Source organism: Hansschlegelia beijingensis, assembly GCF_014196425.1.
In the GTDB taxonomy this organism is placed as follows: domain Bacteria; phylum Pseudomonadota; class Alphaproteobacteria; order Rhizobiales; family Methylopilaceae; genus Methylopila; species Methylopila beijingensis.
Window position 1 is genome coordinate 703,204 of the sequence record NZ_JACIDR010000001.1, and the last position, 14,251, is coordinate 717,454.

16 protein-coding genes and 3 tRNA genes are annotated in these 14,251 nt (G+C 68.2%); 16 read left to right on the forward strand and 3 right to left on the reverse strand.

What is annotated here, in order from left to right:
• Positions 1 to 13: 13 nt before the first annotated feature.
• Positions 14 to 418: a hypothetical protein gene (locus tag GGR24_RS03210; protein ID WP_183393832.1), complete on the forward strand. Its 405-nt coding sequence runs from the start codon at positions 14 to 16 to the stop codon at positions 416 to 418.
• Here the strand turns inward: GGR24_RS03210 and GGR24_RS03215 are convergent.
• A complete protein-coding gene (locus tag GGR24_RS03215) occupies positions 396 to 1,238 on the reverse strand; it encodes a TrmH family RNA methyltransferase (RefSeq protein WP_183393833.1) in 843 nt (280 codons plus the stop codon). The genes GGR24_RS03210 and GGR24_RS03215 overlap by 23 nt on opposite strands.
• 207 nt (positions 1,239 to 1,445) lie before the next feature.
• On the opposite strand from GGR24_RS03215, the gene GGR24_RS03220 reads away from it, so the two are divergent.
• From GGR24_RS03220 to GGR24_RS03230, 3 genes are all read left to right on the forward strand, one after another.
• A tRNA-Tyr gene (locus GGR24_RS03220) sits at positions 1,446 to 1,530 on the forward strand.
• A gap of 213 nt (positions 1,531 to 1,743) precedes the next feature.
• Positions 1,744 to 2,769, forward strand: coding sequence for a sensor histidine kinase (locus tag GGR24_RS03225; protein WP_183393834.1), 1,026 nt, complete (start codon positions 1,744 to 1,746; stop codon positions 2,767 to 2,769).
• On the forward strand, positions 2,766 to 3,155 hold the full coding sequence (locus GGR24_RS03230; RefSeq protein ID WP_183393835.1) for a response regulator: 390 nt from the start codon (positions 2,766 to 2,768) through the stop codon (positions 3,153 to 3,155). Before GGR24_RS03225 ends, GGR24_RS03230 begins: the two co-directional genes overlap by 4 nt.
• Here GGR24_RS03230 and GGR24_RS03235 read toward each other — a convergent pair.
• A complete protein-coding gene (locus tag GGR24_RS03235; RefSeq protein WP_183394517.1) occupies positions 3,152 to 3,502 on the reverse strand; it encodes a hypothetical protein in 351 nt (116 codons plus the stop codon). The two genes, GGR24_RS03230 and GGR24_RS03235, sit on opposite strands and share 4 nt — an antisense overlap.
• Positions 3,503 to 3,573: 71 nt before the next feature.
• Between GGR24_RS03235 and GGR24_RS17750 the strand changes: the two genes are divergently transcribed.
• From GGR24_RS17750 to GGR24_RS03250, 3 genes are all read left to right on the forward strand, one after another.
• A complete protein-coding gene (locus GGR24_RS17750; RefSeq protein WP_183393836.1) occupies positions 3,574 to 4,164 on the forward strand; it encodes an HWE histidine kinase domain-containing protein in 591 nt (196 codons plus the stop codon).
• 84 nt (positions 4,165 to 4,248) lie between these two features.
• Positions 4,249 to 4,437 carry a hypothetical protein gene (locus GGR24_RS03245; RefSeq protein ID WP_183393837.1) on the forward strand — a complete coding sequence of 63 codons (189 nt, stop codon included), beginning with the start codon at positions 4,249 to 4,251 and terminating at the stop codon, positions 4,435 to 4,437.
• An 11-nt stretch (positions 4,438 to 4,448) separates the two neighbouring features.
• Positions 4,449 to 4,637: a hypothetical protein gene (locus GGR24_RS03250; RefSeq protein WP_183393838.1), complete on the forward strand. Its 189-nt coding sequence runs from the start codon at positions 4,449 to 4,451 to the stop codon at positions 4,635 to 4,637.
• Positions 4,638 to 4,677: 40 nt separating this feature from the next.
• On the opposite strand, the gene GGR24_RS03255 is transcribed toward GGR24_RS03250, so the two are convergent.
• Positions 4,678 to 4,753, reverse strand: a tRNA-Gly gene (locus GGR24_RS03255).
• Between the two features lie 244 nt (positions 4,754 to 4,997).
• Here GGR24_RS03255 and tuf point away from each other — a divergent pair.
• The 9 genes from tuf (at position 4,998) to rpoB (ending at position 14,162) form a co-directional block, all read left to right on the forward strand.
• Positions 4,998 to 6,188 carry an elongation factor Tu gene (gene tuf / locus GGR24_RS03260; RefSeq protein ID WP_183393839.1) on the forward strand — a complete coding sequence of 397 codons (1,191 nt, stop codon included), beginning with the start codon at positions 4,998 to 5,000 and terminating at the stop codon, positions 6,186 to 6,188.
• Between the two features lie 146 nt (positions 6,189 to 6,334).
• Positions 6,335 to 6,411: transfer RNA gene (locus GGR24_RS03265), tRNA-Trp, on the forward strand.
• Between the two features lie 128 nt (positions 6,412 to 6,539).
• On the forward strand, positions 6,540 to 6,737 hold the full coding sequence (gene secE, locus GGR24_RS03270; RefSeq protein ID WP_183393840.1) for a preprotein translocase subunit SecE: 198 nt from the start codon (positions 6,540 to 6,542) through the stop codon (positions 6,735 to 6,737).
• The gene (gene nusG / locus GGR24_RS03275; RefSeq protein WP_183393841.1) at positions 6,734 to 7,294 is read left to right on the forward strand and encodes a transcription termination/antitermination protein NusG; all 561 of its coding nucleotides are present in this window, start codon (positions 6,734 to 6,736) and stop codon (positions 7,292 to 7,294) included. The genes secE and nusG overlap by 4 nt, the downstream gene beginning before the upstream one ends.
• Positions 7,295 to 7,400: 106 nt before the next feature.
• The gene (gene rplK, locus GGR24_RS03280; protein WP_183393842.1) at positions 7,401 to 7,832 is read left to right on the forward strand and encodes a 50S ribosomal protein L11; all 432 of its coding nucleotides are present in this window, start codon (positions 7,401 to 7,403) and stop codon (positions 7,830 to 7,832) included.
• Positions 7,833 to 7,834: 2 nt separating this feature from the next.
• Positions 7,835 to 8,533: a 50S ribosomal protein L1 gene (gene rplA, locus GGR24_RS03285; RefSeq protein ID WP_183393843.1), complete on the forward strand. Its 699-nt coding sequence runs from the start codon at positions 7,835 to 7,837 to the stop codon at positions 8,531 to 8,533.
• Positions 8,534 to 8,841: 308 nt separating this feature from the next.
• Positions 8,842 to 9,360 carry a 50S ribosomal protein L10 gene (gene rplJ / locus GGR24_RS03290; protein ID WP_183393844.1) on the forward strand — a complete coding sequence of 173 codons (519 nt, stop codon included), beginning with the start codon at positions 8,842 to 8,844 and terminating at the stop codon, positions 9,358 to 9,360.
• Positions 9,361 to 9,408: 48 nt separating this feature from the next.
• The gene (gene rplL / locus GGR24_RS03295; protein WP_183393845.1) at positions 9,409 to 9,783 is read left to right on the forward strand and encodes a 50S ribosomal protein L7/L12; all 375 of its coding nucleotides are present in this window, start codon (positions 9,409 to 9,411) and stop codon (positions 9,781 to 9,783) included.
• A gap of 263 nt (positions 9,784 to 10,046) precedes the next feature.
• Positions 10,047 to 14,162 (forward strand): DNA-directed RNA polymerase subunit beta, encoded by a 4,116-nt coding sequence (rpoB, locus tag GGR24_RS03300; RefSeq protein ID WP_183393846.1) that lies wholly within the window; start codon positions 10,047 to 10,049, stop codon positions 14,160 to 14,162.
• The last annotated feature ends 89 nt before the right edge of the window (positions 14,163 to 14,251 follow it).

Genomic DNA, 14,251 nt, shown 5'->3' on the forward strand with positions numbered 1-14,251 from the left:
GACGGGCCCGCGAATGCGACCTTCGTTTAATCTGCTGTTAAGTTTTTCTTTGTGCGCGCTGGTGCTGGCGCCTGAGGTCCGGGCCGAGTACCGGCCGGGCACGATCATCTCCGAGCCGGCTGACCAGCGCGGGGGCGCGATCACCCGCCCGGCCGGAAAGCCGGATCGCGAATGGCGACGCGGGCGGAAGACGCCGGAGCTGCGACGCGCCCCGCAGCGGCCGATCGCCGGACCGGCCGCTCCGCCCCGATTCGACAGCCGCGGCCGCCGGCTGGACGTGCCGGGCCGGCCCGACACCTATGACGCGATCGGCCGTGTGCGGCGCGATTATCCGAGGCCGGGCGTGACGATCGTCCCGAGCGGTCCGACCGTGCGCACCGACGCCGCCACCAGAATCAATCAGTTCCCGCCGCGGTGAGCGGCTTGGCGCGGCGCGCCACGTAGAGCGCGATCGCGGCGGCGTTCGAGACGTTGAGGCTCTTGATCGCGCCCGGCGCGTCGAGCCGGGCCAGCCGGTCGCAGGTCTCCCGCGTGAGCTGCCGCAATCCCTTGCCTTCCGCCCCCAGCACCAGCGCGACTCCGCCAGAGCCCAGAGCCGATTCGTCGAAGCTCGCGTCGCCTTCGGAATCGAGGCCGATCCGCAGGAAGCCGCGGTCGCCAAGCGTCTGCAGCGCGCGAGCGAGGTTCTGCACCAGCACGAGCGGCGCATGCTCAAGTCCGCCGCTTGCGGACTTCGCGAGCACGCCGGTCGCCTCCGGGCTGTGGCGCGCGGTGGTGACGATCGCGTCGACCGCGAAGGCCGCGGCGGTGCGCACGATCGCGCCGACATTGTGGGGGTCGGTGATCTGGTCGAGCACCAGCACCAGCCCGTCCCGCGGGATCGTCTCCAGCGTCGGGCCGTCGAGCGCCTCCGCTTCCAGGTAGAGGCCCTGGTGAACGGCGTCCGGTGTGAGCAGGCGGTCGATCGCGCCCGGGCGCACGATCTCCGGCGTGACGCGGCCGAGCAGGCCGGCCTCGGTGAGCCGCGCGACCGCGTTCTCGGTCGCGAGCAGCCGGATCGGCTTGCGGCGCGGATTGGCGAGCGCCTCGGCGACGCTGTGATAGCCGTAGATCACCACCGGCCCCTCGTGATCGCGCGGGAAGCCGCGGGGGCCTTCGCGCCCGCCGCCCTGAACGGGGCGCTTCTTCCAGCGCGGAGAGCCGGACCCGGCTGGGCGCGGCGAACGGGGCGGGCGCATTCTGCGATCTCAGGGCAGGAGACGGGGGACGGCCGGCGTTCTGTCACGGCGCCGACGCCTTGGCAACGCGCGGCCGGGAAGCCGCGCTTCCGGTTTTCCGGTTGACACCGGGGCGGGCCGAACCCTAAAGCACCGGCCGCGAAGGACGACGGCGGCGACGTCGCGGCCTTCCCGCTTCGGCCCGGTTGACCGCGCCGATGCGAGCGTGGAGGGGTGCCCGAGTGGTTAAAGGGGACGGACTGTAAATCCGTTGGCTTAGCCTACGTTGGTTCGAATCCAACCCCCTCCACCATCTCTCGCCTCCCACCCGATCCTCTCTGAATTTCCCGCGCAAAGCGGCGGCCTGACGGCCGCGGCTGCGGGCGCTTTCGCCTTCGCGATGGCGCTGCGCTGGAACGAAAGCCCGCCTTCGCGACTTCGCGACAGGGGCGGTCAAGTCCGCGCGTCCGCGCCTGAACCACGGCGCGCCGCGCCGCCCTGCGGAGGATGGCGAGGGCCGGGCGGCATGGGGGCAGACGAAGATCAGGCGGCGCTGCTCGCCCTGCGCGCGAGCGCTGCGCGTTACAGGCTGATTCTCGAAAGCTCGACCGAGTTCGCGATCATCGCGGCCGACGGCGACCGTCGGATCACCGAATGGAACGCCGGCGCGGAGAAAATATTCCAGTGGCGTGAGGAGGAGGTGCTCGGTCGCAGGGCCGACCTGATTTTTACGGAAGAGGATCAGGCGAACGGCGCGCCCGCCCGCGAGGCCAGCACCGCCGACGCCGAAGGCCGCGCCGTCGACGATCGCTGGCACCTCCGCAAGGACGGCGCCCGGTTCTGGGGTTCGGGGATGATGTTCCCGCTTCGCGACGGAGCCCGGGGTTACCTGAAAATTCTCTACGACCGCACCGAGCATCGGAACGCCGAGGAGCGCCAGAAACTTCTGCTGGGCGAGCTCCAGCACCGCGTCCGCAACATTCTCGCGGTGGTGAGGTCGCTTGCGAGGAGGACCATCGAGATGAGCCCTAACCTCCAGGAGTTCGAACAGAGCTTCGACGGGCGTCTGGCGACGCTGGCCCGAACCCAGAACGTCCTGACCCGCTCGGGCGACGTCGCGCTCGAGCTCGGCGAGCTGATTCGCGACGAACTCGCGGCGGTCGGCGCATCGGTGGGCGACCGGGTGACCGTTCAGGGGCCGGACGTGAAGCTGCGTCGGCGCGCGGCGGAAGTCGTGGCGCTTGCCGCGCATGAGCTTGCGACCAACGCGCTGAAGCATGGCGCGCTGGCCGTGCCTGACGGGCGGCTCGACGTGCGCTGGCGCCTTGTCCCGGGCGCCGACGGCCCGCTGCTCTCGATGGAGTGGCGCGAGCGGGGCGTGTCGTTCCCGGAGGGGGCGCCGGCCCGCAAGGGTTTCGGCAGGGAGCTGATCGAGCAGGGCCTGCCCTATGAGCTCGGCGCCGCCACCTCGCTGGAGTTCGACGTGGAGGGGCTTCGGGCGACCATCCGGTTTCCTCTGTGCCAAGGAGACGAAGGAGAGCAGGACGCGTGACGCCCATCCAGGATCCGCCTCTCGCCGGCTGGAAGGTTCTGATCGTGGAGGATCAGTTCCTGATCGCCTCGGACATGAAGCGCATCGTGGCGGCGCTCGGCGGCGAAACGATCGGGCCATGCCGCAGCGTCGAGCAGGCGCGGGAATTGCTGGCCTCCCGATCGCCCGACTTCGCGCTGCTCGACATCAACCTCGACGACAAGCCGGTCTTCGACCTGGCCGAGGAGCTCTCGCATCGCGGCGTGCCGTTCGTGTTCGCGAGCGGCTACGACGATTTCGCTGTTCCGGAGCCGTATCGGCACGTGCCTCGTCTGGACAAGCCGCTGTCCCGCGCCGATCTGGAGCAGGCTGTGCTCCGCCTGAGGGCCGGCGTCTCGCCGTCCTAGAGCAGGAGGCCCCCGGCGAAAGCGGCTCCGAACGCCAGGATGACCAGAACCAGAATCATGGCCACGCGTGGGGTGTGGCGAGGCCGCGCCGCGGCATGCTCGTCGCGCGGTCGTTCGTCCGAGAGGCCGGGCGCCCGGCTCATCGCGCCTTGGCCGCCAGGCGTTTCGGCCGCGAGGGCCGTCTGCGTCCGCTCGGCCGTCGGCGGTTCGCCTGCAGCCTCGTCGTCGGCGCCGAGGGGCGCCGCCGCCGGATCCGTGAACGGCGCCTTGTCGCCGGTCCGGCCGCTGTCGATCGCGTCGCGCAGCCGTTCGACCCCGGCGTCTGATGTGTCGCGTTCAGCTGTCATCGTCTCCGTCATCCTTCCGGCCGCCGCGCAGGAGCCGTCCGCGCGGTCGCCCGCCAAGGGCAATCCCTGAAATGGCCGGCATGTTCCCGGACGAGGGTCGCGAAAGCCCGCGTCACCGCGCGCGGAACCTGCTGGCGCTGGTCCAGGCGCTGGCGGAAGCGTCGCGCCCGGGCGAATCGCTCGAGGATTATCGGTCGAGGCTCGGTCGCCGCCTGGCGGCGCTCGCCCGCGCCGAGAGCCTGCTGCCGGAGCGGGAAGGGGAACAGGCGCCGTCGGTCGGCCGGCTTGTGCGGGGCGAACTCGCGAGCTGGGGCTTGGGCGAGGACAGTCGCGTCGCCCTCGCCGGGCCCGTGGCGCCGATACGTCCGCGCGCGGTTCGCATGCTCGCTCTCGCGCTGCACGAACTCGCCGCGAACGCCGCCGAACACGGCGCGCTCGCCCGCGACGGCGGCGGCCTCGCGATCTCCTGGGAGCGGAAGGGCGGCCACGTCGTCATCGAATGGCGGGAGACCTGCGCTTCGGCGTCTCCGGATGCGCCGCGCGGCTTCGGTCGTGAACTGATCGAGGAGGGATTGCCTCACCAGCTCGGCGCGACGGTCGATTACCGGCTCGGTCCTGAAGGGCTCATCTGCCGGATCGTCGCCCAGATCGCGGCTGATTGACCCGATCTGGCGGGAACCAGCCGGCCGCCGGGCGATTTCAGAAGGAGACCCCCCGCGACAGCGGACCGTCTGAAGGAGGCCACGATGACGAGGAAGGCGACGCCCCCGGTTCCTCCCGGCAACCGGAGCCCGAAGGGAGCCGGCGACGACAAGCGCGCTTCACCGGGATCCGCCGCCGGCGGCAGCGGCCAGGTCGCGAATCCCGAGCAGCGCGGCCAGACCGGCAACACCAAGCAGAACACGACCCACCAGGGCCACCAGCAGGACCGCTGAGGGAGCAGCCCATGTCGACATCGACCAAGACGCCGAACAGCATCCGCCAGGGCGGCCCCGGCGCCTCGCACGAGAACGCCAAGGAGCCCCTCGAGGTCAGGAAACCGCCGGCGGACAGCGATCAGCGGGCGCGCAGCCGCGTGTCCACGGGCGGCGGCGAGGAGGACGCCCGGCACAGCCGCGACGAAAAGCGCAAATGAGAGAGGGCGGGGATCGGATGCCGATCCCCGCCCTCGAATCTGGAGCGGACGACGAGACTCGAACTCGCGACCCTCAGGGTGGAAACCTGATGCTCTACCAACTGAGCTACATCCGCGGACGGCCCCGCGCGGAGGCCGTATCGACGAGATAAAGCAGCCGCGCCTGGGCCGCAATGGCGTCGCGGCGCAGGTGAGGCGCGCGGTCCTCAGACCCGGCTCATAATGGGTCTCGGCGCCAATCCGCGGACGTGTTTTGTGGGTCCTCAGCAGCCAAGACGCCATTTCGGGCTTGTGCGGCGGCGTGAACCTGCCTAGAGGAGCGGCGCTTCTCGGCACCGAGACCTCGAGCAGGATACGTCTATGGCCAAGGAAAAGTTCGCGCGGACGAAGCCGCATTGCAACATCGGGACGATTGGCCATGTCGACCATGGCAAGACGTCCCTGACGGCTGCGATCACGAAGATCCTTGCCGAGACGGGCGGCGCGACGTTCACGGCGTATGACCAGATCGACAAGGCTCCTGAGGAGAAGGCGCGCGGCATCACGATCTCGACGGCGCATGTCGAGTACGAGACCGAGAACCGTCATTACGCGCATGTCGACTGCCCCGGGCACGCCGACTATGTGAAGAACATGATCACCGGCGCGGCGCAGATGGACGGCGCGATCCTGGTGGTTTCGGCGGCTGACGGCCCGATGCCGCAGACCCGCGAGCACATCCTTCTGGCCCGCCAGGTCGGCGTTCCGGCGCTGGTGGTGTTCCTGAACAAGTGCGACATGGTCGACGACGCCGAGCTTCTGGAGCTCGTCGAGCTCGAGGTTCGCGAGCTGCTGTCGAAGTACGACTTCCCGGGCGACGACATTCCGATCATCAAGGGCTCGGCGCTGGTGGCGCTCGAGAACGGCGATCCGAAGCTCGGCCATGACGCGATCCTGGAGCTGATGAAGGCTGTCGACGCCTACATCCCGCAGCCGGAGCGTCCGGTGGACCAGCCGTTCCTGATGCCTGTCGAGGACGTGTTCTCGATCTCGGGCCGCGGCACGGTGGTGACGGGTCGCGTCGAGCGCGGCATCGTCAAGGTCGGCGAGGAAGTCGAGATCGTCGGCATCCGTCCGACGGTGAAGACGACGGTGACGGGCGTGGAGATGTTCCGCAAGCTGCTCGACCAGGGGCAGGCGGGCGACAACATCGGCGCGCTGCTGCGCGGCACGAAGCGCGAGGACGTCGAGCGCGGCCAGGTGCTGTGCAAGCCGGGCTCGGTGAAGCCGCACACCAAGTTCAAGGCCGAGGCCTACATCCTGACGAAGGAGGAGGGCGGCCGCCACACGCCGTTCTTCACGAACTACCGCCCGCAGTTCTACTTCCGCACGACGGACGTGACCGGCGTGGTGCATCTTCCCGAAGGCACCGAGATGGTGATGCCGGGCGACAACATCGCGATGGAGGTGCACCTGATCGTGCCGATCGCGATGGAGGAGAAGCTGCGCTTCGCGATCCGCGAAGGCGGCCGAACCGTCGGCGCCGGCGTCGTCGCCAGCATCATCGAGTGATCGAAATCGGGGCGGCCCTCGCGGCCGCCCTGGTCGCCCGGCGGCGCAAGCCGTCCGGGGCGGGCCGCCCGCCCGCGAAAGGGACTTGAAAGAACGCGCCGGGGCGTGCCATAAGGCGAGCCCGCTCGAAACCCCCCGGCGACTCTAGGAGTGTAGCTCAACTGGTCAGAGCACCGGTCTCCAAAACCGGGGGTTGGGGGTTCGAGTCCCTCCACTCCTGCCACGCTCGGGCGGCGTTGGCGGGGCGGAACGTGAAGCGGAGCGCGCGACGGCTGGTGCGTCGCAGTCTTCCATTGTTGTGCGGGGTGCGAGCCTGTCTAGGAGCGCGCCCCTTTGGACGTTAACGAGGCCATGGCGAAGACTTCTCCGGTGGAATTCCTGAGGCAGGTAGGCGCCGAGACCGCGAAGGTGGTCTGGCCGACCCGCCGCGAGACGATGATCACCACCGCGATGGTGTTCGTCTTCGTGTTCATCGCGGCCGTGTTCTTCTTCGTCGCTGACCTGCTTATGCGCACCGGCGTCACCTGGATCCTGGGGTTCGGCCAATGAGCGCTGTTGAGGCTCGCGCGGGCGGACGTCCCAAGCGCTGGTACATCGTCCACGCCTATTCGAACTTCGAGAAGAAGGTCGCCGAGTCGATCCGCGAGAAGGCGGAGCAGACCGGGCTTGCGGACCTCTTCGAGGAAATCCTTGTCCCGACTGAGAAGGTCGTGGAGGTCCGGCGCGGCCGGAAGGTGGACGCCGAGCGCAAGTTCTTCCCGGGCTACGTGCTGGTGAAGATGGACCTGACCGATCAGGCCTACCATCTCATCCGCAACACCCCAAAGGTCACCGGCTTCCTCGGCGCGGAGAACAAGCCCTCGCCGATCTCGGAGGCCGAGGCCACCCGCATCATGCGGCAGGTTCAGGAGGGCATCGAGCGCCCGAAGCCGTCGGTCTCGTTCGAGATCGGCGAGCAGGTCCGGGTGTCGGATGGCCCGTTCGCGTCCTTCTCGGGCGTGGTGCAGGACGTCGACGAGGCGCGGGCGCGTCTCAAGATCGACGTCTCGATCTTCGGCCGCGCGACGACGGTCGATCTCGAATACGGGCAGGTCGAGAAGGTCTGATCCGTTTCCAGCCGTGGGAGAAAGACGCCGGGCTCTTCGCTGCCCGGACGATCGATCGCACCACGGATCACGACGGCCGGTTGCAGCGCCGTCCAGGAGAACCTAAATGGCGAAGAAAGTAACTGGCTACATCAAGTTGCAGGTGCCCGCGGGCGCCGCGAACCCGTCGCCGCCGATTGGCCCGGCGCTCGGTCAGCGCGGCCTCAACATCATGGAATTCTGCAAGGCGTTCAACGCGCAGACGGCCCAGCTTGAGAAGGGGATGCCGATCCCCGTCGTCATCACGGCCTATGCGGACCGCTCCTTCACGTTCCAGATGAAGACCCCGCCGGTCTCGTACTTCCTCAAGCAGGCGGCGAAGATCACCAAGGGCTCCCAGGCCACCGGCAAGTCCGCTGCTGTCGGCAAGGTCAGCCAGGCTCAGCTCCGCGAGATCGCGGAGAAGAAGATGGCCGACCTCAACTGCGACTCCGTCGATGCGGCGGTCGCGATGATCGCGGGCTCCGCCCGCTCGATGGGCCTCGCGGTGGAGGGCTGACCATGGCGAAGATCGGAAAGCGCGTCGCCAAGGCCCGTGAGGGCGTCGATCGCACCAAGCTTTACGGCCTCGACGAGGCGCTTGCGCTCGTCAAGGAGCGGGCGACCGCCAAGTTCGACGAGACCATCGAGGTCTCCATCAACCTCGGCGTCGATCCCCGCCACGCCGACCAGATGGTCCGCGGCGTCTGCCAGCTGCCGAACGGCTCCGGCCGGACCGTGCGGGTCGGCGTGTTCGCGCGCGGCCCGAAGGCCGAGGAGGCGAAGGCCGCCGGCGCCGACGTCGTGGGCGCCGAGGATCTGCTCGAGATCGTCCAGGGCGGCACGATCGAGTTCGATCGCTGCATCGCGACCCCGGACATGATGCCGCTCGTCGGCCGTCTCGGTAAGGTGCTGGGCCCGCGCGGCCTGATGCCGAACCCGAAGGTCGGCACGGTGACCACCGACGTCGCCGGCGCGGTGAAGGCCGCCAAGGGCGGCGCGGTCGAGTTCCGCGTCGAGAAGGCCGGCATCATCCACGGCGGCGTCGGCAAGGCGTCGTTCGACGCCGCCAAGCTCGCCGAGAACATCAAGGCGTTCACGGACGCCGTGGTGAAGGCCAAGCCGACCGGCGCCAAGGGCCAGTACGTGCAGCGCATCGCCGTGTCCTCGACGATGGGCCCGGGCGTGCATGTCGAGCCCTCGACGGTGCTCGGCTCCTGATCTGACGAATTTCGCGCCGGGCTCGTCCCGGCGCGGGAAGGGCGGGGCGGAGCGATCCGCCCTCCCGACCTGTCCGAGAAAGCAGGCGTTCGCCCACGGGGGCGGATCCTAAGCCCGGAGCACCGGGACCTGCCGAGACGGGGAAGACCGGATTTCATCGTCCGGTTCGAACCATCGCCGTGAGCGCTCTTCGGGCGATCACGCGCGGACAGGCTTCAAGCCGCCGCTTCCGAGGCTCTCTGGCTCCGGAGGCGGTCGTTGCAACCCGGCGGTCCGGCGCTTGTCGGATCGTCAACCGGAGAGAGCACGTGGACCGCGCGGAAAAGCGTGACATGGTCGCGACGCTGAACTCGGTGTTTTCGAACTCCGGGGCCATCGTCGTCGCTCACTACTCGGGCCTGACCGTCGCCCAGATGTCGACCCTGCGTCGGCAGATGCGCGACGCCGGCGCGAGCGTGAAGGTCGCGAAGAACCGTCTCGCCAAAATCGCTCTCGAGGGCACGGAAGTGTCCCATCTCGGTTCGTTGCTGCAGGGCCCCACGGTCCTGGCCTACAGCGACGATCCGGTGGCGGCGCCGAAGATCGCGGTGGAGTTCGCCAAGGCGAACGACAAGTTCGTGATCCTTGGCGGCGCGATGGGCGCGACCTCCCTGAACGCCGACGCAGTGAAGGCGCTCGCCTCGCTGCCGTCGCTCGACGAACTGCGCGCCAAGCTCGTGGGCCTCATCCAGGCGCCCGCGACCAAGCTCGCTCAGCTCTCGACCGCGCCCGCTGCCAAGCTGGCGCGTGTGTTCGGGGCCTACGCCACCCGAGACGAGGCGGCGTGAGCCGTTCTTCACAATTCAAACCTGGTTCGAACTTAAGGACGTAAGACAATGGCTGATCTGACGAAGATCGTCGACGAGCTGTCCAACCTGACGGTGCTCGAGGCTGCCGAGCTCGCGAAGCTCCTGGAAGAGAAGTGGGGCGTCTCGGCCGCGGCTGCGGTCGCGGTCGCGGCTCCGGCCGGCGGCGCTGCGGCTCCGGCCGCGGAAGAGCAGACGGAGTTCACCGTCGTGCTCGCGGCTGCGGGCGACAAGAAGATCGAGGTCATCAAGGAGGTCCGCGCGATCACCGGCCTCGGCCTCAAGGAAGCCAAGGACCTCGTCGAGGCTGCGCCGAAGCCCGTCAAGGAAGGCGTCGCCAAGGACGAGGCCGAGAAGCTCAAGGCCCAGCTCGAGAAGGCCGGCGCCAAGATCGAGCTCAAGTGAGGCTGGGCGGACGAGCGATCGTCCGCGCCGCCTGAATACCTGCGGGGCCGCTCGGCCGGTCCCGCAGGCGCATCAAAGCCGCGGGGAACGGCGTCGTTCGCGACGTCGGTTCCTACGCGGCTTTCAGCGCCTCCGGACCCTTCCGGGACCGGAAAGCGCTTCTACAGCGGGCTCGCGACGAGATGGAGCCCGCCGCGCCTGATCCAAGCCCCGCGTCCGCGGTTTTTGGATCAGGCGTGCCCTCGGCAGGATTGAGGAAGACGATGGCTCAGACGATCACCGGCCGCAAGCGTGTTCGCAAGTTCTTCGGCAAGATCCGGGAAGTGACGCAGATGCCGAACCTCATCGAGGTTCAGAAGGCGTCTTACGACCAGTTCCTGCTGTTCGACGGAAACGAGGCGCGTCCGGACGAAGGTCTTCAGACGGTCTTCAAGTCGGTGTTCCCGATCTCCGATTTCTCGAACACCTCGATGCTCGAGTTCGTCAAGTACGAGTTCGAACAGCCGAAATACGACGTCGACGAGTGCCGCCAGCGCGGCATGACCTTCGCGGCCCCGCTGAAGGTGACGCTGCGCCTGATCGTGTTCGACGTGGACGAGGAGACCGGCGCCAAGTCCGTCAAGGACATCAAGGAGCAGGACGTCTACATGGGCGACATGCCGCTCATGACGGACAACGGCACCTTCATCGTCAACGGCACCGAGCGCGTCATCGTCTCGCAGATGCACCGCTCGCCGGGCGTGTTCTTCGACCACGACAAGGGCAAGACGCACTCGTCGGGTAAGCTGCTGTTCGCGGCGCGCATCATCCCCTATCGCGGCTCCTGGCTCGACATCGAGTTCGACGCCAAGGACATCGTGCACGCGCGCATCGACCGTCGCCGCAAGATCCCCGTGACGTCGCTGCTGTTCGCGCTGGGCATGGACGGCGAGGAGATCCTCGACACCTTCTACAACAAGGTCCCGCACGCCCGTGACGGCGACGCATGGCGCATGCCGTTCGACGGCGAGCGCATGCGCGGCTTCAACGCGACCGTCGACCTGATCGACGCCGACACCGGCGAGGTCGTGCTCGAGGCCGGCAAGAAGCTGACCCCGCGCCAGGCCCGCCTCATCGGCGAGAAGGGCGTGAAGTTCCTCCGGGTCTCCAACGAGGAGATGGTCGGCCAGTATGTCGGCGAGGATCTCGTCAACGTCGAGACCGGCGAGGTCTGGGCGGAAGCCGGCGAGGAGATCACGCCGAAGCTGCTCGAGCTGCTGGCCGAGGTCGGCGTCAACGAGCTCGACCTGCTCGACATCGACCACGTCAACACCGGCGGCTACATCCGCAACACGCTGCACGCCGACAAGAACTCGACGCGCGAAGAGGCGCTGTTCGACATCTACCGCGTGATGCGTCCGGGCGAGCCGCCCACCCTCGACACCGCGGAAGCGATGTTCCAGTCGCTGTTCTTCGACAGCGAGCGCTACGACCTCTCGGCGGTCGGCCGCGTGAAGATGAACATGCGCCTCGACCTCGACGCGGAGGACACGGTCCGCACGCTGCGCAAGGCCGACATCCTGGCGGTCGTCAAGACCTTGGTCGACCTGCGCGACGGCAAGGGCGAGATCGACGACATCGACCATCTCGGCAACCGCCGCGTCCGGTCGGTCGGCGAGCTGATGGAGAACCAGTACCGCGTCGGCCTGCTCCGCATGGAGCGCGCCATCAAGGAGCGCATGTCCTCCGTCGAGATCGACACGGTCATGCCGCAGGACCTGATCAACGCGAAGCCCGCGGCGGCCGCGGTGCGCGAGTTCTTCGGCTCGTCGCAGCTGTCGCAGTTCATGGACCAGACCAACCCGCTCAGCGAGATCACGCACAAGCGTCGTCTCTCGGCGCTTGGCCCGGGCGGCCTGACGCGTGAGCGCGCCGGCTTCGAGGTGCGCGACGTGCACCCGACGCATTACGGCCGCATCTGCCCGATCGAGACGCCGGAAGGCCCGAACATCGGCCTGATCAACTCGCTCGCCACCTTCGCGCGAGTCAACAAGTACGGCTTCATCGAGGCCCCGTACCGCAAGGTTCGGGACGGCGCGGTGACGGACGAGGTCCACTACCTCTCGGCGGTCGAGGAATCGAAGCACCACGTCGCCCAGGCGAACGCGGTGATCACCGAGGACGGCAAGTTCACCGAGGACCTGATCGTCTGCCGCCACATGGGCGAGGTGGTGTTCGCGCCGGTCGAGCGCGTGGACTACATGGACGTGTCGCCGAAGCAGCTCGTCTCGGTCGCCGCGGCGCTGATCCCGTTCCTCGAGAACGACGACGCCAACCGCGCGCTGATGGGCTCGAACATGCAGCGCCAGGCGGTGCCGCTCGTCCGCGCCGACGCGCCGTTCGTCGGCACCGGCATGGAGGCGGTCGTCGCCCATGACTCCGGCGCGGCCATCGCCGCCCGCCGCGGCGGCATCGTCGACCAGGTGGACGCGACCCGTATCGTCATCCGCGCGACCGACGAGGCCGACGCCTCGAAGCCCGGCGTCGACATCTATCGCCTGATGAAGTTCCAGCGCTCCAACCAGTCGACCTGCATCACGCAGAAGCCGCTGGTCCGCGTCGGCGACCTCGTCAAGAAGGGCGACATCATCGCCGACGGCCCGTCGACCGAGCTCGGCGAGCTCGCGCTCGGTCGCAACGTCCTCGTCGCGTTCATGCCTTGGAACGGCTACAACTTCGAGGACTCCATCCTCCTCAGCGAGAAGATCGTCTCCGACGACATCTTCACCTCGATCCACATCGAGGAGTTCGAGGTGATGGCCCGCGACACCAAGCTCGGGCCGGAGGAGATCACGCGCGACATTCCGAACGTGTCGGAAGAGGCGCTGAAGAACCTCGACGAAGCCGGCATCGTCTACATCGGCGCTGAAGTGCAGGCGGGCGACATCCTCGTCGGCAAGATCACGCCGAAGGGCGAGAGCCCGATGACGCCGGAGGAGAAGCTGCTCCGCGCGATCTTCGGCGAGAAGGCCTCGGACGTGCGCGACACGTCGCTGCGCGTTCCGCCCGGCGTGACGGGCACGATCGTCGAAGTGCGCGTCTTCAACCGGCACGGCGTCGACAAGGACGAGCGCGCCCAGGCGATCGAGCGCGAGGAGATCGAGCGTCTTGCGAAGGACCGCGACGACGAGCTCGCGATCCTCGACCGCAACACCTACGCGCGTCTCGCCGAGATGCTCGTCGGCAAGACCGCCATCGGCGGTCCGAAGGCGATCAAGAAGGACGAGGCGATCACCCGCGAGGCGCTCACCGAGGCGCCGCGGTCGCAGTGGTGGCAGATCGTGGTGTCGGACGACAAGCTGACGTCCGAGCTCGAGGCCATGCGCGCCCAGTACGACGAGCAGAAGAAGCGTCTCGAGCAGCGTTTCCTCGACAAGGTCGAGAAGCTGCAGCGCGGCGACGAGCTGCCCCCGGGCGTGATGAAGATGGTCAAGGTCTTCATCGCGGTGAAGCGCAAGATCCAGCCGGGCGACAAGATGGCCGGCCGCCACGGCAACAAGGGCGTCGTGTCGCGCATCGTGCCGGTCGAGGACATGCCGTTCCTCGAGGACGGCACGCATGTCGACATCGTGCTGAACCCGCTCGGCGTGCCGAGCCGGATGAACGTCGGACAGATCCTCGAGACCCATCTCGGATGGGCCTGCGCGGGTCTCGGCGCTCAGATCGGCAGGGCGATCGACGCCTATCGGGCCGGCGCGGGCATCGACGAGCTCAAGTCGCGCATCGACCTCGTCTATGGCGACAACGCCGAGGTCAAGGGCATGAACGACCAGGAGCTGGTCGAGATGTCCGAGACGCTCCGGCGTGGCGTGCCGATCGCGACGCCGGTGTTCGACGGCGCCAAGGAGGCGGACATCGAGCACATGCTCGAGCTCGCCGGCGTGCCGACCTCCGGGCAGGTGACGCTGCATGACGGCCGGACCGGCGACGCGTTCGATCGACAGGTCACGGTGGGCTACATATATATGCTGAAGCTCCACCATCTCGTGGACGACAAGATCCACGCCCGTTCGATCGGCCCGTACTCGCTCGTCACCCAGCAGCCGCTGGGCGGAAAGGCGCAGTTCGGCGGTCAGCGGTTCGGCGAGATGGAGGTCTGGGCTCTGGAGGCTTACGGCGCGGCCTACACGCTGCAGGAGATGCTGACGGTGAAGTCCGACGACGTCGCGGGCCGCACCAAGGTCTACGAGTCGATCGTCCGCGGCGACGACACGTTCGAGGCCGGCATTCCCGAGAGCTTCAATGTGCTCGTGAAGGAGATGCGCTCGCTCGGCCTCAACGTCGACCTGCACACTTCGAAGCGGCGCGCGGGCGATCCGCCCGCCGAGGCGGCCGAATGACGGCCGCGTCCTAGGACGCAGCCTCCGGGCGGACGGGCCATTGGCCCGCCCGCCTTTTCGACTTTGGATTTTCAGGCGGGCGGGAACGG